The organism is Vibrio sp. 10N.222.55.B11 (assembly GCF_041473705.1).
GTDB classification, from domain to species: domain Bacteria; phylum Pseudomonadota; class Gammaproteobacteria; order Enterobacterales; family Vibrionaceae; genus Vibrio; species Vibrio crassostreae_C.
In genome coordinates this window covers 1-18,878 of record NZ_JBFRST010000028.1, presented here as the reverse complement: position 1 = coordinate 18,878, position 18,878 = coordinate 1, and the positions used below count along the sequence as shown (strand labels likewise).

17 protein-coding genes are annotated in these 18,878 nt (G+C 43.4%); 3 read left to right on the top strand and 14 right to left on the bottom strand.

Annotated features, from left to right (window positions below; all coding sequences use genetic code 11):
* The first annotated feature begins 168 nt into the window (after positions 1-168).
* Complete coding sequence (locus tag AB4503_RS10655; protein WP_017067850.1) at positions 169-489, top strand: hypothetical protein; 321 nt, start codon at positions 169-171, stop codon at positions 487-489.
* A 129-nt stretch (positions 490-618) separates the two neighbouring features.
* Here the strand turns inward: AB4503_RS10655 and AB4503_RS10650 are convergent, their stop codons facing one another.
* The 7 genes from AB4503_RS10650 to AB4503_RS10620 all read right to left on the bottom strand — a co-directional run bounded on the left by AB4503_RS10650 (position 619) and on the right by AB4503_RS10620 (position 7,814).
* Positions 619-1,797, bottom strand: a complete 1,179-nt coding sequence (locus AB4503_RS10650) for a lipopolysaccharide assembly protein LapB (RefSeq protein ID WP_102320786.1) — start codon at positions 1,795-1,797, stop codon at positions 619-621.
* Positions 1,794-2,414 (bottom strand): energy transducer TonB, encoded by a 621-nt coding sequence (locus tag AB4503_RS10645; RefSeq protein ID WP_102394361.1) that lies wholly within the window; start codon positions 2,412-2,414, stop codon positions 1,794-1,796. Before AB4503_RS10645 ends, AB4503_RS10650 begins: the two co-directional genes overlap by 4 nt.
* Before the next feature lie 19 nt (positions 2,415-2,433).
* Positions 2,434-2,838 (bottom strand): biopolymer transporter ExbD, encoded by a 405-nt coding sequence (locus AB4503_RS10640; RefSeq protein WP_004739212.1) that lies wholly within the window; start codon positions 2,836-2,838, stop codon positions 2,434-2,436.
* Positions 2,835-3,395 (bottom strand): MotA/TolQ/ExbB proton channel family protein, encoded by a 561-nt coding sequence (locus tag AB4503_RS10635; protein ID WP_010429842.1) that lies wholly within the window; start codon positions 3,393-3,395, stop codon positions 2,835-2,837. Before AB4503_RS10635 ends, AB4503_RS10640 begins: the two co-directional genes overlap by 4 nt.
* Positions 3,395-4,771 (bottom strand): MotA/TolQ/ExbB proton channel family protein, encoded by a 1,377-nt coding sequence (locus AB4503_RS10630; protein WP_372114565.1) that lies wholly within the window; start codon positions 4,769-4,771, stop codon positions 3,395-3,397. Before AB4503_RS10630 ends, AB4503_RS10635 begins: the two co-directional genes overlap by 1 nt.
* The gene (locus tag AB4503_RS10625; RefSeq protein ID WP_136978242.1) at positions 4,771-5,538 is read right to left on the bottom strand and encodes a DUF3450 domain-containing protein; all 768 of its coding nucleotides are present in this window, start codon (positions 5,536-5,538) and stop codon (positions 4,771-4,773) included. The genes AB4503_RS10630 and AB4503_RS10625 overlap by 1 nt, the downstream gene beginning before the upstream one ends.
* 179 nt (positions 5,539-5,717) lie before the next feature.
* Positions 5,718-7,814 carry a TonB-dependent siderophore receptor gene (locus AB4503_RS10620; RefSeq protein ID WP_372114563.1) on the bottom strand — a complete coding sequence of 699 codons (2,097 nt, stop codon included), beginning with the start codon at positions 7,812-7,814 and terminating at the stop codon, positions 5,718-5,720.
* 559 nt (positions 7,815-8,373) lie between these two features.
* On the opposite strand from AB4503_RS10620, the gene AB4503_RS10615 reads away from it, so the two are divergent.
* Positions 8,374-9,678, top strand: a complete 1,305-nt coding sequence (locus AB4503_RS10615; protein WP_017062553.1) for a dicarboxylate/amino acid:cation symporter — start codon at positions 8,374-8,376, stop codon at positions 9,676-9,678.
* A 184-nt stretch (positions 9,679-9,862) separates the two neighbouring features.
* Here the strand turns inward: AB4503_RS10615 and AB4503_RS10610 are convergent, their stop codons facing one another.
* From AB4503_RS10610 to AB4503_RS10600, 3 genes are all read right to left on the bottom strand, one after another.
* Positions 9,863-11,248, bottom strand: coding sequence for a sensor histidine kinase (locus AB4503_RS10610; RefSeq protein ID WP_017064547.1), 1,386 nt, complete (start codon positions 11,246-11,248; stop codon positions 9,863-9,865).
* Positions 11,245-11,910 carry a response regulator transcription factor gene (locus AB4503_RS10605; protein ID WP_017062555.1) on the bottom strand — a complete coding sequence of 222 codons (666 nt, stop codon included), beginning with the start codon at positions 11,908-11,910 and terminating at the stop codon, positions 11,245-11,247. Before AB4503_RS10605 ends, AB4503_RS10610 begins: the two co-directional genes overlap by 4 nt.
* 80 nt (positions 11,911-11,990) lie before the next feature.
* Positions 11,991-12,464, bottom strand: coding sequence for an NYN domain-containing protein (locus tag AB4503_RS10600; RefSeq protein WP_372114561.1), 474 nt, complete (start codon positions 12,462-12,464; stop codon positions 11,991-11,993).
* A 323-nt stretch (positions 12,465-12,787) separates the two neighbouring features.
* Here AB4503_RS10600 and AB4503_RS10595 point away from each other — a divergent pair, with 323 nt between their 5' ends.
* A complete protein-coding gene (locus AB4503_RS10595) occupies positions 12,788-13,285 on the top strand; it encodes a DUF4174 domain-containing protein (protein WP_050546503.1) in 498 nt (165 codons plus the stop codon).
* A 51-nt stretch (positions 13,286-13,336) separates the two neighbouring features.
* Here the strand turns inward: AB4503_RS10595 and cobA are convergent, their stop codons facing one another.
* The 4 genes from cobA to nirB form a co-directional block, all read right to left on the bottom strand.
* Positions 13,337-14,113, bottom strand: a complete 777-nt coding sequence (cobA, locus tag AB4503_RS10590) for a uroporphyrinogen-III C-methyltransferase (protein ID WP_372114559.1) — start codon at positions 14,111-14,113, stop codon at positions 13,337-13,339.
* 277 nt (positions 14,114-14,390) lie between these two features.
* Positions 14,391-15,206 (bottom strand): formate/nitrite transporter family protein, encoded by an 816-nt coding sequence (locus AB4503_RS10585; protein ID WP_017062558.1) that lies wholly within the window; start codon positions 15,204-15,206, stop codon positions 14,391-14,393.
* 123 nt (positions 15,207-15,329) lie between these two features.
* The gene (gene nirD, locus AB4503_RS10580) at positions 15,330-15,653 is read right to left on the bottom strand and encodes a nitrite reductase small subunit NirD (protein WP_017062559.1); all 324 of its coding nucleotides are present in this window, start codon (positions 15,651-15,653) and stop codon (positions 15,330-15,332) included.
* Between the two features lie 15 nt (positions 15,654-15,668).
* Positions 15,669-18,242, bottom strand: coding sequence for a nitrite reductase large subunit NirB (gene nirB, locus AB4503_RS10575; RefSeq protein WP_017062560.1), 2,574 nt, complete (start codon positions 18,240-18,242; stop codon positions 15,669-15,671).
* Between the last annotated feature and the right edge of the window lie 636 nt (positions 18,243-18,878).

The following is an 18,878-nucleotide window of genomic DNA, read 5'->3' as shown; positions in this document are numbered from 1 at the left end:
AAGTTGGGACTATTTAAGCTTCGTAACTATTAACCTTCGGAGCTATTTGATCTTTGGAACATTTTGAAGATCATACACAAACGGCGGACTCTTCGGTTGATGCGGTTTGTTAAATACAGACTAGTAACCGATTTAACGATAGCTAATAAGGCTTAAAGGGATTTTGAAATGCGTATTTTTGTTTTGGCTTTTGCTGCGCTAGTGACGGCGTGCACCAGCCAAATAATCAGCACGGAAGAACATATTCAAGAATACATCGGTTCAGACATAACCGATGTACAAGAACGTTATCTCACCGAACGGTCACGCCCTATCAGTTTTTGGGCGTCTCGAAACTATGCTTGGATTGAAACCAAGAAACCGTTAGACAATGGTTATACAGTACACGCATTCAAAAACCCTTATCGTGACTGCACCATTAATTGGGTTGCTGATACCAGCGGCGTGATTCAAAGTGCTACGTCCAGCGGCACGATGTGCGAGCCTTAACTGCCGCATTGGAACGATAAAGTTCAAAAAGCTTTAACCGCCAAAATTAAAAAGGGTGTCATTTGAACCATCAAATGACACCCTTTTCTCTATATTACTTTCTCTTGTCTTCTATTGTGCTATTCGCAGTTAGACGTTGCCGTTATCACTCACTGTTCTTAGCTGAGTCAGATATTTAATCCAACCTTTTGCCTCAGAAGAAGGCTCAATGTTGTTCGCACGTTTCGCTTGAGCAAGAGCATTATCAAGATTCTTTAGCTTGTACCATGAACGTACTTTCGCTAAAGCAACATCAGCTTGCTTGTTCTTGTCTTTCACTTTATCCAAAACAACCAGAGCACGATCGTAGTAACCTTGTTGAACCAGTAACTGAGCCACATTCCAATGATATTGCGTGTCTTTTCTAGACGCTAACGTCCACACTTCAATAGCACTGTCCCACTCTTTCGCTAACTGCCAGTAGGTTGCTTGCTCAGCCAGAAGTTGAACATCGCTGTTCGCATCATCTAACTTACTAATTTCTTGTGCTGCGCGCTCTGGAATGCCACGTTTCGCGTAAAGCTGCGCTAACAAGCGGCGATCTGAGTTCTTCAGCTCAACACCTTGTAGATCAGCCAGTGCTAACGTGTTCAATGCATCACGATTACGATCTAACCTAAGTTGAATACCAACCAGTTGACGCCACCAGTTATCTTTCTCGGGTTGAAGTTCAATCAAGCTTTCCAGTGTAGGAATCGACTGTTTCCACTGCTTTAACTGAAGCTGTGCGCCCAGTTTTAGCGATAGAGGTGATAACTCTGGTTTTGAATTGAACTTGTCGTGATTACCGATGGCCACTAGGACTTTCGACCAGTTTTCGATTTGGTATTCCGCTTGTGCAATTCGCATCCAAAGCACGTCTTTCTTTTCTGCCTCTGGCGCTGTTTTTACTAACTCGTAGTAATGTGGAAGCGCGTTTTTGAACTGTTGATCGTTTAATAACAGATCCGCAAGCATACGCTTCGTTATCCAAGCTTGTTCATCCACCAGCAAATTGGTATCGACGGCGTATGTAAGCTGCTTAATCGCCTTATCGGTTTTGCCATCTTGCCAGTAAAAAACACCTAGCATACGAGCTACGTACGCTTTGTCGTAGCCCTTAGAAAGCTCTAAACCTGCTAGTACGTCAATGGCCTGTTTAACCTGTTCATCTTGAGCAAGCTTATGCGCCTTTTGAACACGAATAGCAGTATATTGGGTTAGCTCTTGTGCCTGTGTTGTAAGGGGCATTAACAACAAGCCCACTAATATCCATATATGTTTCATCATTTTGCCAACTTAAACTCTAGTTTCACGGTTTGACCAACCTGAGCTATCGCTTTTCCATCGACGACTTTCGGTTGATATTTCCATTTTTTAAGTGCTCTCATCGCTTCACGTTCAAACATACGACGTGGGTTTGCGTCAGTGACTTGAATGTCAATTGGGCGTCCCGTTTCGTCGATGGTAAAAGACATTATCACATGGCCTTCAGCTCCACGCTTCAGCGCTTTAGGTGGGTAACGAGGTTCTACTCGATACAGAGGCATTGCTTGTTGGTTTGACCCAAAATCAGAAAATGTCGGCGCGTTAATCGCTAGGCCGTCAATGGATGTATTCAAATCCAAAGAAGGTAATGAAGACATCGAATTCAGAGGCGTAACTTCAGCTTGTGACTGAGACGTTTGCGCTTCCGGTGGCGGCTCTGGCATTTCTGGTTTTTCAGGAACTGCACGTTGTCTTCTTTGGATTTCTTGTTCTTGTTCCACCATTACCATGTTGAAACTTAACGTTTCACTGTTGTCTGGTGAACGTTGGTGACCATTATCGACCATCCAAGCCATAAAAGAAAACAGAGCTAAGCCCAATGCACCCGCTAGCGGTAAAGCAAGAAATAGGCGAATCATTTATGAAGATCCTCCAAGATCATCGCTTATCAGCAGCAAGCGCAATGTTTTTAACACCTGCACCTTTCGCGGCATCCATCACTTTAACAACAGTACCGTTGTAAGCGTGTTCATCCGCTTGAATAACCAAAGAAGCATCAGGTTGTTCTAGCAACAAGTGCTCTAACGTCGCTTGGACACGTTCAACATCTACGACACGCTTGTCGATGAAAATGTCGTTTGCAGAAGTAATCGCAACAAAGATGCCTGCATCCTTTTGGCTTACTACGTTAGAAGCTTGTGGGCGATTGACTTCCACCCCTGACTCACGAACAAATGAACTGGTCACAATAAAGAAAATAAGCATGATAAAGACAATATCAAGCATCGAAGTAAGGTCTATTTGAGCCTCTTCGTTTTTAGAATGACGTCGACCGAGTCTCATCGTTGACTCCTTAAAGATTTTTCTAATTTCAATTCTAAGCGGTTACATACTTTCGCTAAGCGAGCGTGAACGAACATGCCCGCTAACGCTGCAACCATGCCTGCCATGGTTGGCAGTGTTGCTAACGAGATACCTGAAGCCATCAATTTAGGGTCACTGCTGCCTTGTGTCGCCATAACATCAAAAACAGAGATCATACCGGTTACAGTGCCTAGCAAGCCCAACATCGGGCAAATTGCGACTAACAGCTTAATAAAATTCAAGTTTTGGTTAAGCAAGATACTCGCTTGCCCTAACCAACCTTCACGAATGGCTTTGGCATGCCAAGAAGAGTGATCTTCTCTTTCATGCCATTTCGCTATCCAAGCTTGGCGTTGCTTAGGAAAGTAGAACGCAAGATAAAGCACACGTTCTACCACAAGCACCCAATACACTAGGACGACAGCCGCTAGCCACCACAGGACGAAACCGCCCTGCTCCATAAAGCTTGATAAAGACAGCAGCCAGTCACTCGTTAACCAACTCGCTGGTAATAGAGAACCCGACAAAATATCCATTACGCAGCAGTCCCAACTGGTGAAACAACAGCGTTTGATTCAACGGTCTTTTCAGCCTGCTCAGCAACAAGACCAATACCTTGCTTCTCAAGAATATTGCGAATGTTTTCTGCTTGAGTGCTAAGAATGTTGTGTGCCAGTAGAAGAGGCATCGCCGCAACCAGACCAAGTACCGTAGTTACAAGCGCCATCGAGATACCACCCGCCATAACTTTAGGGTCGCCATTACCAAACTGAGTGATCACTTGGAATGTTTCGATCATGCCGGTTACTGTACCTAAAAGGCCCAACATTGGTGCTAGTGCCGCCAATAGCTTAAGCATCGATAGACCTTTCTCTAGGTGAGTCTGCTCATCAACTACCGCTTCTAAAAGTCGCAACTCTAACGCTTCAACCGTTTGGTTTTGTTCCTTGTTGTACATCGCAAGAACACGACCTAGTGGGTTATCACCCGCTTGCTCAGGGTTCTTAAGTTGCGCGCGAATTTTCTGGCGTGCGATAGCAAGAGAGACACCACGAACTAATGCGATGATTAGACCAATAGCTAGTAGGCCAAGAATCACTTTACCAACCACACCACCCGCTTGTAGACGGTCAGTTAAACTTGGCGTAAGTGCTAATTGCTCTAGCATAAACCCGCGAGAAGGATCGACAACCACGTTAGATACTTCACCATTCGCTAACGAAGAAAGTGACGCTAACGTTGGACCATTTTGTGGTTGCTTAAGGTAAGCGATCGCATCTTCACGCTGAGTGTTCCAGCTAACATAGCCTTGCTCTGTCACAAGACCAATCGAACCTAGTCGGTAAGCGTCAACCTTGTTTGTATTGCCTTCACCATTAATGAATGCAATTTGAGATTTGCTAAGCTCAGAACTCGCTTGGATCTGTTCAACCATGCTCATCCACAAACCGGTCAGCTGTGGCATTGAAGGCAGTGATTTAGCATCAATGATTTGATCAACAGTTGCAGTGTGTTCAGCACGATCAACACTATTCACGGTTGAGCTAAGCTCTGCGCCGAGTTCTTTTGCGTTTTGACGAACGACACCGAACAGCTCGCCTAAGCTACCGGTTTCTAAACGCAGCTTCTCTTCTAAGCGAGCAAGCTTGTTTTCGTTATCACTGAACGTTTGAGTCAGAACATCTGTCGCACCTTGGATAGACGTACGCTTCGCTTCAAGCTGAGCTTTGATCGCTTTCAGTTCTTGTTCTGTCTTTTTGAAATCAGCTTCACGCACTACGTTGTGAGAAGCTTGAGTACGGTTTTCTGATTTTGCTTTATTAACTAGCTGAGCCGTTGAGTCTGAAGCTGAGAAAGCAGAAAATGAAAGTGATGTAATGCAAAGCAATGCTGCTAATGGCTTTAAGTTCATTACTTAACCTCCGCAACAGTTAAAGAAACAGGTAAAGTAATTAGGCTTGGCGCCGCTTGTTGGCTTGCAATGTCGTAAGCTTTATCTAGCTCAGACTTCATAGAAGAATCAAGTTCTTGCCATTGAGCTTCTGTTTGATTCCAAGCCCAGTATTGGCTGCCATTTAGGTTACGAGCAACTAAAGAGATACGACCTAAGTGCAGAACATCTGCCTCGATTGTTTTATCACTCGCCAATGCGACACGACCTTGGTAAACACCCAACTTAATGCCGTAGTCCATCTCGATTTGGTATGCCTCTAGGATACGGCGGTATTTCTCAGCGTCACTTACGTCAGCACGAGTCATCATTGCTTGTAGCTTTTCTACTCTTTCTAGACGCTGTTCTTTCTTAATCGGCACGTCTTTCTCTACCAACTGTTCAAGACCATCGATCATTTGATACATCAATGGCACAACACCTTGGCGTGTGTATTTGATTTCTTCGATCTGCTCTTCAATGCTTTGAGCTTCTTGGTTTTGGCTTTCAACCAATGCAGCAAGGTGATCGTGATAGATTTCTAAGTTTTTAACTTCTTCTTGCAGACGCTCAATCTCAGCTTGCAGCATTAAAGTCGCTTGTGAGCTTTTATCAATAACCTTTTGGCTCGAAGCCGACGCGTTATTGGTCTTGTTTTGAATTGATTGAGCTTGATCCAAGCTGTTTGCCATAGAAGACGTTGCAACCAAACTGATGGCAAGCGCTAGGCTAGTTTTTAAAAGATTCATAATTGTAGTCATTTACTATAAGAAGAAGGTCAAATGAGTTTTATTGATAAGCAGTCTCATTATCATTAAAAGTCACTCGCATTACTAGGGATATTTTTACTAAATAGCAGAATCACGAAAGGGGAAAGTCGAAACCTTCCCCTTAGTATTTAAGCTATCAATGAAACCCTACAGACAAATTAGTATTTAACCTGCAGTGTTGCCATGTAGTTGCGGCCTTCGCCAATGACTACACCGTCAGCATATACCTGACCATTGATTACATCAGTTGAGCCACCGCCGGCTAAGTAATCCGTATCAAATAGATTCTCAACATTAAACCTAACGATCATATCTAAATCAGCGTCATATTTAAGCGTGTATGCAACACCCATATCAACACGGGTGTAACCGTCTTTTTTGAATGTATTAGCATCATCGCCATAACGTGACCCTTCATAGATAACGCCAACGTTTACATCAGTCGCATTGGTAACAGAGTATTTAGACCAAAGGCTCGCTGAGAACTCAGGAACATCTGCTGGACGGTTACCAGCATAAGTTTCATGATTAACAATTTCAGCATCTAGGTACATAGTAGAGCCACTAAGTGATAGCTGTTCTGTAATAAAGCCCTGAGCTGAAATTTCAGCACCACGGTGATGTTGTTCACCAGATTGTGTTTTAGTGTAATCACCGTTCGACTCTTTAACATCAAGTGCGATGCTATCTTGGGTAATATCAAAAATCGCACCGGAAACGAATAGGCTGTTATCCATAAGCTCCCATTTCGTGCCAGCTTCGTATGACTTACCTACTTTAGCGTCAAGAAGTTCGCCATCATTCGTATAAGTTCGACGACCACTTGAAACCATGCCTTGAGGCTCGAAACTTTCAGAATAAGTTAAATAAACACTACCGTTTTCCGCTGGGTGATAAATAGCACCTAACTTCGGAGAAACATGTTCTTCTGCAACACCATTTGCAACTTTACGATCAAAACGCACGCCCGCTAAAACTTGCCATTGTTCATTTATTGAAATTAGGTCTTGAGCATAAAAACCCCAAGAATCATAAGAACTGAAAGTATGACGGTCATTGCCGCTCAACGTTGGTGTACCCACACTTTCACCAGGAGCAACATCTACTGAGTTATAACCCAATTGGTCGCGCTTGTAGCTATAACCTAACCAGTTTGAGCCAACCAAGAATTGGTGTTCCATACCTACCAACTCAAAGTCACTAACTACGTCTAAATAAGCAGTACGAAAACGCCAATTATCTTGACGATGGCTACCACCATGAGAAACCGTACCAGTTCCATCAGGGTTTAAGTTGTCGAAGCCCGGAAAGCTTTCTACATCAGTACGCTCAAAATCTTGGTAATTAAAGCCAGTACTCAGTCGAATTGAATCAGTAAGGTTAGCATTAACATCGATACCAACATTCTCTACGTCATTTTCAATCTCAGACCATTGAGCGTCCCAAATATGCTTATCGCTACCGACTTGTTTACCATCAACAAATAGTGCACCTGAGTCAACACTTCCATCATCATTCGTACGGTCGTAGTGAAGTGACACAAGTACGTCTTCTGTAACATCATAATCAACGAAAAGACCACCAACTAACCTTTCAGTTTGTGGCTTCGAACCGTCACCATATTCGCGCCATGAGCTATAACTTTCTTTAGCTATAACGGTACGAGCTCGCAATGTCTGAGCTTCGTTGAGACTACCACTTACGTCCACTACTGTACGTGAGTGATCATTTGAACCAATATCTTGACTTACACTTACTTGAGTTTCATAAGTTGGTTTTTTAGCTACCATGTTAATCAAACCACCAGGAGCTGACTGACCATAAAGTAGACCTGAAGGACCTTTTACTACTTCAACTCGCTCAAGTAATTCAATAGGTTGACGGTAGTGAGACCAATGTTGTTTGCCATCACGAAGAAAACCCGAAGAACTTTCTAGATCGAACCCACGTAAAGAGAAACGCTCTCGGTTACGGCTTGTACCGCCAGCACTTACACTCGCGTCATTCTTAAGCACGTCACCAAGCGTTGTTGCACGCTGTTCATCGATGATTTGCTCATCGATTACTAAAACTTGTCCCGGAGTCTCTAATTGAGTCGCCTCCATGCGCATTGCTGTTGTGTTCGTGTCGGCTTTATAACCGTAGTCACGACCTTCAACAACCATATGCTCGTCTGTTTTTACTGTTTCTGCCAATACTGCTGGTGAAGCTAATACTGCGCCGATCACTAAAGCCAATGGGCTCTTTGAAAACATGTCCTTTACTCCGCTTTTATTCTTTTAGACGAACACTTTGTTATTTATTCGATGTGTTCGCTGAACCGTTGCCGGTACCACTGAATTATTTCGGGAGTGAATATAAGTGATAACTATTACCATTTGCATTAAATTTACATTCTTTGCATTCGTAAAGTTTTGTAAAGGCCTGTCGGTGAGTCATATTTGAGGAGTTCAACAAAACCATTCAATACAAATAGTTAAGGCTCATGGACGTAAATCGACTGGTTATCTTCACCGAATTTTTTGAAACAACGGTATTTGTTCAGTCAATTGAAGACGTGAAGATTGATAAGAAAATCATCTCTTCTTATTTACTACCTTTGAAACGACAAATTTATGTATAAAACCCTCGATAGATGTAAATTAATAGTGAATTATTTTGTTTTTATTTGTTTAATTTACACAATTATCAGTGATTTTGATCACATCTATAATTCCAAACTCATTTTTTGTTTTTCGAATTGATTATCCGACTGCTAATCTCCTGCTCACTTTGAAAAGGTATCAAAGTTATAAATAATAAGGAGTGTTCTAAATGAATACCAAGAAACCTATGTCTCTGACTGGTCGAGTAATCCTCGGTATGGTCGTAGGTATATTAACGGGATTCGCCATTCAATCCCTTTTTGCAGACAACGGATTTGTTAACAACTACATCGTTAACGGACTCTTTGAAGTGGGCGGACAAATCTTTGTCGCCAGTTTAAAAATGCTTGTTGTGCCTCTAGTCTTCGTTTCACTAGTGTGCGGTACAAGTTCTCTTAAAGACTTATCAACTCTTGGCCGTATGGGTGGCAAAACGCTTGCACTTTATATCGGTACTACTGCCGTTGCCATCACTCTAGCATTAACTATCGGTAACCTGTTCCAACCTGGAGCTGGTGCGGATCTTACTGCTGCGAGCTCTTTCAAATCAGCGGATGCCCCTTCTCTGGGCCAAGTAATCATCGACATGTTCCCTACTAACCCTATCCAGGCGATGGCTGAAGGAAAAACACTGCAAGTTATCGTTTTTGCCGTGTTGTTTGGTATTGCTATTAGTGCTGCAGGTAAGCCAGGCGAACGTATCGCTGCGGTTTTCTCTGATCTAAACGAAGTGATCATGAAGCTAGTTGCGCTACTAATGAACCTTGCTCCTTACGGCGTATTCTTCTTGATGGCGAAACTGTTCTCTGGCCTTGGCTTAGGTGCAATTTGGAACCTAGCAGAATACTTCTTAGTGCTTGCTGGTACCCTGCTGTTGCATGGCTTGGTGACTTACAGTGCGATGCTTAAAGGATTCACAGGTCTTAGTCCGATTACGTTCCTACGTAAGATGGAAGATGCAATCATGTTTGCATTCTCAACAGCATCTTCGAACGCAACAATTCCAGTAACTATGGAAACGGCTAAGAACCGTATGGGCGTAGACAACAAAGTCGCTTCTTTCACAGTACCACTAGGTGCAACTGTGAACATGGACGGCACTGCAATCATGCAAGGTGTTGCGACGGCGTTTATCGCGCAAGCGTACAACATCGACCTTTCAATGGGTGATTACCTAATGGTTATCCTAACGGCGACACTGGCGTCTGTTGGTACTGCAGGTGTCCCTGGTGTTGGTCTTGTTATGCTAGCGATGGTATTGAACCAAGTTGGCCTGCCGCTTGAAGGTATTGCTCTAATCATGGGTGTTGACCGCCTTCTTGATATGATTCGTACCGCTGTAAACATCACAGGTGATAGTGCCGTATCTATCATCGTTGCTAAGTCTGAAGGCGCTCTAGACGAGTCTCGCTTCAACGACCCAGCAGCAGGTGAGAAAGAAGAAGAAGTTAAGCTAGCTCGCCAACAGGCATAGTCTCGCTTATCTTATGCTCTTGTCTTCAAGCTCAGGCGTAATTAATGGCTACGCCTAGCCCATACCAAAGCGCATAAAGAAAAACGCCACTGCAGATGCAGTGGCGTTTTTATTGGGTATCGCTTAAGTCAGTACTACTGAGTTGGGACAGTTATCAATTTAAGGTAATTATCAATAGGGAAAGCTAATCACCGATTGGGAACATCAAGTTAACTCTCAGCCCCCCACCTTCTCTATTCTCAGCAGTTACATGTCCATTCATCACACCCATCGCTTCTTTAACAATCGCAAGGCCCAGACCGTAGCCACCAGACCGTTTGTCTCTTGCTGATTCAATACGAGTAAACGGGTCGAATATACCTGCAATCTTGTTATCAGGAATACCGTCACCGTCATCTTCTACAGATATTACACTGTAACGTCTATCCATTACCTGTTCGTATGTCGTCACGACCACATGAGCGTTCTCACCCGCGTATTTAATGGCATTCCCGACCAAGTTACCAATGACTCGAAGCAGTAGCCTCTCATCAACGTTCACCATTGATATCGGCGTCTCTAGGGAACCAATCAAAGTTTGATTCGGTTTTAAATCGTTTTGCATCTGCGCGATCAACATTGAACAATAGTGCTCAAGGTGCATTAAACTTAACTTGGAGTCATAGCGAGAGGTTTCTAAGCGGCTAAATTCAAGTATCTCACCCACCAGCTTATTCATCTCTTCTGTTTCATTTTCCATTCGTTCTAGCAAACCAATGCTTTTATCATCAACCTTGCTGCGCAGCAGGTGTAGTGCGAGGTTTTGCCTTGCTAATGGTGTTCTTAACTCGTGTGAGACATCACGAATCAAACAACGTTGCTTTTCAGCCAGAGATTTAATCTCAAAGGTCATATAATCAAAATCGTGTGCAAGCTCGTTGAATTCACGCGTGGTGGAGTTCAACTCCGACACCACACTGACCGTGAAGTCACCTTGAGCCAGTCTGCGGCTCGCTTCTCTCAATCTATCCAACGGTTGCTGAAGGCTTTTGGCCATGATAATCGAGAACAGAGACAATACGACCAATGCAATCAATGCTTTAAGCATATAGGAATATGGCGCAAAAGATTTTGCGGGATGAAACTGGTGCGGTAGTTGGATAACCAGTGTTTTACCGTTATCCAGTGGTAGGCCGAAGATCGGCTTACTCACACGATCACTAAGTTGGTGATCTAACGTTCTTAAGTATTTGAGCTTAAATTCAAAATGTGGGTGCATGTGACGATGTGTGATCGGACGATTGTCTTTATCAATGACGAACAGATAATACTGCTGAGCATTACCCCAGTCCGCGAGTTCATCCATGTCCCCTTCTTCGATCAACACATTCGCTTGGTAAGCAAGGTCGAGCATTTCCGCTTTTACCGATTCTGGGACTTTAAGCAGCGCTTTCATCAAGGCTCTTTCAGCGACACCTTGCAGGATCAAAATACTCACCAAAATGACGGTCAGGTAACTGAACAGTTGGAAAGTGAGTCCGTCTTTACGCTTAGCAATAAAATCAGGGCAACGCAGCAGTTTTTTACTCATGCTCCGACCGACTCTAGGTAACTGTAACCTTTACCACGAACGGTTTTTATATGTTGTTTAGACAAACCTGCCTGAACGAGCTTTCTACGTATATTGCTGATATGCATATCTAAATTACGATCGAAGGGACACAATTCTTTCTTGAGTACATGGATTTGCAGATCAGATTTTGAGACGACAATACCGTCATTTTTGACCAAATAATCAAGCAAGTCTTTTTCAGTGCCAGTTAATGGCAAACGAGAGAGTTGTTCACACAAGCCGTGATTAGAGGAAGCTAAAGATTGTCTTTGGCGTTCAAAACCCACTCGGCGCAAGATCACCTTAATACGGGTTAAGAGTTCAGGAACATTGAAAGGTTTAGCGATGTACTGGTCGGCGCCTGCTTGGTAGCCATCGAGCATTGAGGCATCGTCGTTAAGCGCGGTTAGCATAAGAATGGGAGTAGCAAAACGCTGACAAATACGTCTTGCTACTTGAATGCCGCTTAGGTTCGGAAGCATTACATCGAGTAGAACCAAATCGACAGGGTGAGATTGAATAAACTCAAGCGCGGATTCACCGCAATGAACAGTATCAACGTGATACCCCTCATTTTCTAACACTTCACCCAGTAATTCACACAACTGAATATCATCATCAACAACTAAAACGCGAGACATTACACATACCGATAAATAAGAACTGTTTGCATTCTAATTATCGTTATTATTGATTTCAATTATAAAGTGCCCGATTTCCTCTATAGAAGAAAATCTTTTTCAATCGGTACAAATTTTGATGCAGAATCGATAAGATTTTGAGCAGTTAACCCGGGAACACCATACACTTCAACAGGCTTGCCAAAGCGCTCTTTGATTCGCTCTACAAGGATTTTGAAATCACCGTCTCCTGATACCAAAACAATCGTATCAACCGTCTCAGCAAGTTCTATCGCGTCTAACGCAATACCCACATCCCAATCGCCTTTTGCACTGCCATCTCGACGCTGAATAAACGGCTTTAACTTCACATTAAAGCCCACACCACGAAGGATATGATGAAATTGACGCTGCTTTGGATCTTGGCTTGAGATTGCGTAAGCATTAGCTGCAATAACGTTACGCCCTTCCGTGGCAACATACCAAAACTGGTTATAGTCGAAGTTAGAACGGTATTTGTCGCGCGTCGTGTAGTAAACGTTCTGAACGTCGACCAAAATTGCTATGTTTTCCATAAATTCATACCTTTAGATTTTCCGTATACCCTATTCTATTCAATTGTAAAATGCGAGTCGCTTTACTCAATAAAAATGAACCTGCCAGCTATCGTTAACGTAAATCTAATATCTTTAGCGTAAAGCTAAGTGTCTTTACGTAATCCTAACTATGCTTATTGTAAGTGGATTTGTTTTGAGCGTTTCTTAGGTGGTTCTGATCTTCACCTTCTTCTTTACGTAGCGTTCAAATCGTACTCAGGCTTAGAGTTTTTAAAGGGAGGTTGGCAATGCTGCACCGACAAACACACAATTCGATAGTAAGCATCGACACAACCAAAGCGATGCAAACTTTAAATCAACCATCAAACTCTGGTAGCTGGTTTAGTTTGCTTAAACTACTGACCATCAGCACGGTAATAATCATGAGCTTAACCATCAATTCAGTACTCGCCTACCCCGCTTATTCTCACTCAAAGCCTTTGCCACACCGCAGTGTGATTTATTTCGCTCCAAAGGAAGATTCAATCGTTAAAGAGTTTCTGAATGAAGTGTTGCTCAATAACTGTCAATTGGACGAACGAGATGTCGTCATTATGGTTATTGCTGAGAGTGGTTACACAGTCCCAACTTGGTTAGAAGAAGAATTTAACTTAGAAGCAGTCACCAGTATTTACGAGATCCCGAAAGGATCACATACCGCTGTTTTGATTGGTAAAGACGGGAAAGAGAAGCACCGATGGAGTGGCAAAACAGATTGGAAACAGATCACCAATATCATTGACGAAATGCCGATGCGCCAACAAGAAATGCAGCGACAAGGCAGCCGCTGCAGTATTTGATTCTTGATGGACTCAGTAGTGGCTTAGAGATCCAATTAGAAGGTCAAACGATCAAGCTTGTTTGTTAAACCAAGCAAGTTTTTCATGGAGCTGAGCCACGCTGCCTACAACAATCAGCGCTGGGCTCTTTGCGACGCTCGCAAGGTCAGCTAAATCACGTAACCCACCTCTAAACACCTTTTGTTCTTGGCGTGTACCGTTTTCGATGATCGCAACTGGCATGTCAGCTCGCATACCATTATCGAGTAGATTCTTCTGAATGTTCGGACTCTCTTTCAAGCCCATGTAAAACACGATGGTATGGTTGTGCTGAGCAAGAGATTGCCAGTCAATATCTTCGCCATCTTTCTTCAAGTGACCTGTAATAAACTGCACGCTTTGTGCATGATCACGGTGCGTCAACGGAATGCCCGCATAAGCCGTTGCTCCGGCAGCAGCTGTGATGCCCGGAATCACTTCAAATCTCACGTCATTCTCAGCTAGCGTTTCACACTCTTCACCACCACGACCAAAGATAAACGAGTCACCACCTTTTAGACGCACTACGTGTTTGTTCTCTTGAGCTTTGGTCACTAATAGTTGGTTGATCTGATCTTGCGGTACGCAGTGATGATCGAGCTTTTTACCCACATACAGCATTTCCGCTTCTGGGTTAGCCATCGCCAAGATATCCTTTGATACCAAGCGGTCATAAACCAAAACGTCTGCTTGTTGAATCACTCGTGCCGCTTTTAACGTAAGTAAGTCTGGGTCGCCCGGACCCGCGCCTACTAATGAAACCAATCCTTTGGTTACTTCTTTAACATTCGATGACGATACTTCTGACATGCTGTGCTCCGAAGGTTTGCTTGTTTTATCTCAAGCTTCAATCTATGTGATAAGTCACTGTATTCATGATGACTTATCCAAATCCTTAACCCTTAGACTATCAGGTGTTGAATTAAATATTCAGTCTAAATACTAACGAAGATAGAAGTAATTATAACAAAACAGTCTATTGCGAGTAATTTGCGCAATGATATAAGGGCTTTCGAACTAAAAAAGCCCCAAACATGTTGTTGGGGCTCTTAATCTCATACTAAATTACGTTTCACCGTATTCAGAATTACTTAGCACCTAGAGAAGGAGCTGTTTTAGCATGAGTTAGGTATAGAGGAACACACGTCATTAATAGACCACCAACGATGTTACCTAGGATTGTTGGGATAAGGTTGAAGTTCAACCATGTCGCGATACCAAAATCAGCGCCAAGAATCATACCTAGTGGGAATAGGAACATGTTTACCACTGTGTGCTCAAATACGAGTGCGAAGAAGATGAAGATTGGGAACCACATCATTGCTACACGGCCAGATACTGTGCGTGCAGTCATGTTGCCAATCACACCTAGACATACCATAAGGTTACAGAAGATACCGCGTACGAAACACGTGATCCATCCGTCCATACCCATGTTTTCAAAACCTAGGCTACGACCTGTAGAAACAGCAATGAACTTTTGAGCAACAGCGTTTGGTTCTAAAGAGAAGTTACCCGTTAGTGATACTGCAACAAGGAAAGCAACAATCAAAGAACCGATAAGGTTACCAAGACCAACAATACCCCAACAACGTAGGATACGACCCCAAGTAATACCTGGGCGGTTGTCGAATTTCGCTAAAGGTGCAAGGCCGAATACGCCAGTTACTAGGTCATAACCCATTACACTTAGAATGACGAAGCCAACTGGGAACACAAGTGCGCCAACAAGGCCAATACCGGTTTGAACCATTGCTGTAATAGCAACAACAACCGCTAGAGAAAGGATGATACCAGCCATAGTGCTTCGAATCAGAAGATCGCGAGTACTTGTTTTCGTTTTCGCTTCACCCACATCAATCATCGTTTGAACGAATTCAGCTGGTTTGTAATCAGGAGACATAAGGTTGTCCTTAAAAAGTTTAAATTAAAAGTTAAAATTGGATAGGAAAAGGCTCTAGTTGCCGAGTTAAGGCAATATCGAGAACTAGAACCCTTGAACTATCAAATCTTACTCATCCGAAGATTAAGCAGAGATTTCTACAGCGCCTTTGGCAACACGAGCTTTGTACGCTTTCACGTTGAAGTTCTCGTCTTCCATGCACACACCTGTGGCTAGGTTAAAGCGTTGCTTCTTAAGTGGGCTTGCTACCCAAAGCTCTTCTTTGTGCTCAACAATCAAACCACGTGATAGCACGTTAGATTGGAAGTATGGGTCTGTGTTGCTAATCGCGAATACTTCTTCAGCCTCAGTTGGGCGGAAGATAGCCACTTGCTCACCACTAACCAACGCACAAACACCTGTACCTGGGATAATGTCTTCGATCTTACAAACTTTGGTAAATGCCATGATGTCGTCTCCCAATTAAACAGATTCTACGTGAATGATGTCGCCCTGATGCTTTGAAGTAATGGCTTCAGGGTGTTTCTCAGTGAATGTCGCAGGACGGTGTTGTTCACGACCATCTTCAACAAACACAACGTTATCATCGCGGTCATCAGCATTGATGAAGTGTGCAAAGCGCTTAAGTTGAGCTTCGTCGTTGATTGTATCTGTCCATTCACAAGCGAAGTTATCAACTAGGCCAGCAATGTCAGTTTCAAGTTGGTCATTGATACCAAGCTTGTTGTCTACAATCACTTCACGTAGGTAATCAACACCACCTTCTAGGTTGTCCATCCATACCGAAGTACGTTGTAGTGGCGCAGCCGTGCGGATGTAGAACATCATGAAACGGTCGATGTACTTGATTAGCGTTTCTTGGTCTAGGTCGCTTGCCAGTAAGTCTGCGTGACGAGGTTTCATACCACCGTTACCACATACATACATGTTCCAACCTGCGTCAGTCGCAATAATACCTAAATCTTTACCTTGAGCTTCAGCACACTCACGAGTACAGCCAGACACACCAAACTTCATCTTATGAGGAGTACGGATGCCTTTGTAACGGTTCTCGATCATCACGCCTAGGCCAACTGAATCTTGAACGCCGTAACGACACCAAGTAGAACCTACACATGTTTTCGCCATACGAAGTGCTTTTGCGTAAGCTTGACCCGTTTCGTAACCTGCAGCGATTAACTTCTTCCAGATTGCTGGTAAGTCATCTTTCTGAGCACCAAATAGGCCGATACGTTGTGCACCTGTGATCTTGGTGTACAAGTTGTATTCAGCAGCAACATCAGCAAGAACGCTTAGTGCTTGAGGTGTTACTTCACCACCCGCCATACGAGGGATTACAGAGTAAGTACCGTCTTTTTGCATGTTACCTAGGAAGTTGTCGTTGGTATCGTGCAGCTTCACTAATTCAGGCTTAAGGATGTGTTCACCCCAGCAAGAAGCAAGGATAGAACCTGCTAGAGGCTTACATACTTCACAGCCGTAGCCTTTACCGTATTTCTCTAATAGCTCATCGAACGTTTTGATTTCTTCGATGCGAATTAGGTGGAAAAGCTCTTGGCGAGAGTATGCAAAGTGCTCACACACGTCGTTCTTCACTTCAACACCAGCTTTAGCAAGTTCAGCGTTTAGTACTGAAGTCACTAGTGGAATACAACCACCACAACCAGTACCTGCGCCTGTTACTGCTTTGATATCACCGATTGTGTGGTGACCTTCAGCAACCGCTTGAGCGATCTTGCCTTTAGTCACATCGAAACAAGAACAGATAACAGCAGACTCAGGAAGAGAATCCGCGCCAAGTGTTGGCTTTTCAGCACCAGCATGAGCAGGAAGAATCAATGCATCTGGGTGTTCTGGTAGGTCGATTTCGTTCAGCATAAGCTGTAGAAGATCACCGTAGTCAGACGTGTCACCAACCATTACTGCACCAAGCAGCTTCTTGTTGTCTTCAGAAACGATTAGACGCTTGTAAACTTCTTGTTCTTCGTTTTGGTAAACGTAGCTCTTACAGCCAGGAGTACGACCGTTCGCATCGCCGATAGAGCCTACTTTCACGCCCAAAAGCTTAAGCTTTGCAGACATGTCAGCACCTTCAAATGTGCTTTCGTTACCAACAACGTGGTCAACCGCTACCGTTGCCATTTTGTAACCAGGAGCCACTAGGCCGTAGAACGTTTGGTTCCAAGACGCACACTCACCGATTGCGTAGATGTCTTTGTCTGTCGTTTGACAGTGATCATTAATCTCGATACCGCCACGTGGTGCAATACCCAGCCCCATTTGACGAGCAAGTTTGTCTTGTGGGCGAATACCAGCAGAGAATACGATGAAATCAGTTTCTAGCTCTGTACCGTCTGCAAAGCGCATTACGTTACGAGCTTCAGTGCCTTCAGGAGCAATCTCAAGCGTGTTCTTACTTGTATGTACGTTAACGCCCATACGTTCGATTTTTTGACGAAGTTGGTTACCACCCGCTTGGTCAAGCTGCTCAGCCATTAGCTTTGGAGCAAACTCAACAACGTGCGTGGTTACACCAAGAGCTTTTAGTGCGCCTGCAGCTTCAAGACCAAGCAAACCACCACCAACAACCACACCAGATTTAGAATTCTTAGCGGTTGCTTCGATAGCTTTCAAGTCTTCGATTGTGCGGTAAACGAAACAGTCTTTACCTTCGTTACCTTTGATTGGCGGAACGAATGGGTATGAACCTGTAGCAAGGATTAGCTTGTCGTATTGAATTTCACGACCAGTACTTGAGTAAACTGTTTTCTTTTCACGGTTAACGTTAATAGCACGCTCACCGATCAGCATGTTGATGCCGTGTTTCTCGTAGAAGCCTTCTTTAACTAAAGAAAGTTCGTCCGCAGTATGGTGTGAAAAGTAAGAAGAAAGGTGTACACGATCATAGGCTACGCGAGGCTCTTCACAGAAGACTGTGATGTCCATGTTAGCAACGTCTGTCTTCTCGACTAAATCTTCGATATAGCGATGGCCGACCATCCCGTTACCGATTACGACTAGCTTCATCTTGCTCATAAGAATTCCTGAAGGTTATATATTTCTTAACTGAGCGAATAATGAATTATGAAAGAAAATGAAAATATGATGTAAATCAATTACGAAATCGAACTACCCTAAAGGGGTAGGACAAAAGAGGTAGATCTGCTGATTTATCATACGAAGCAAACGAATAACCGTAGGTTTAATAAGGTTTAGCGGGGTTTTATATACACTTTCGTGCAGTAAATAAGATGTTGTAAAGTTTCACAATAGGTTAGCAGCAACACAAGTAAATGACAATCATTTTCATTTGTGGTCATAATAAGTGTAATAACTCATGAAAGCGTTACAGGATCATGAGCAACTATGTATAAATATGAAGAATTTAATGACGCAAAAGACAGTCGCCCTTTTCCATTCCCCACTCATTCCACTCACAAACGGCGCAATTGGTTAACAGATGCTGTTGGTTGTTTAGCAAATGATAGGTTTACATAAGGAAAAGACCGGCACAAAAGTGATCTGATATAGCTTGTTCCTAGTGGTGCTACTGATTAGAGAGCATACGTGGAAGTTTGAACATAGCATGAGGGTTTAGAATTTCAGATAGCAAAAAGGCCAGCATTTCTGCTGGCCTTTCAACTTTGAATAGTGGAGGCGCCTCCCGGAGTC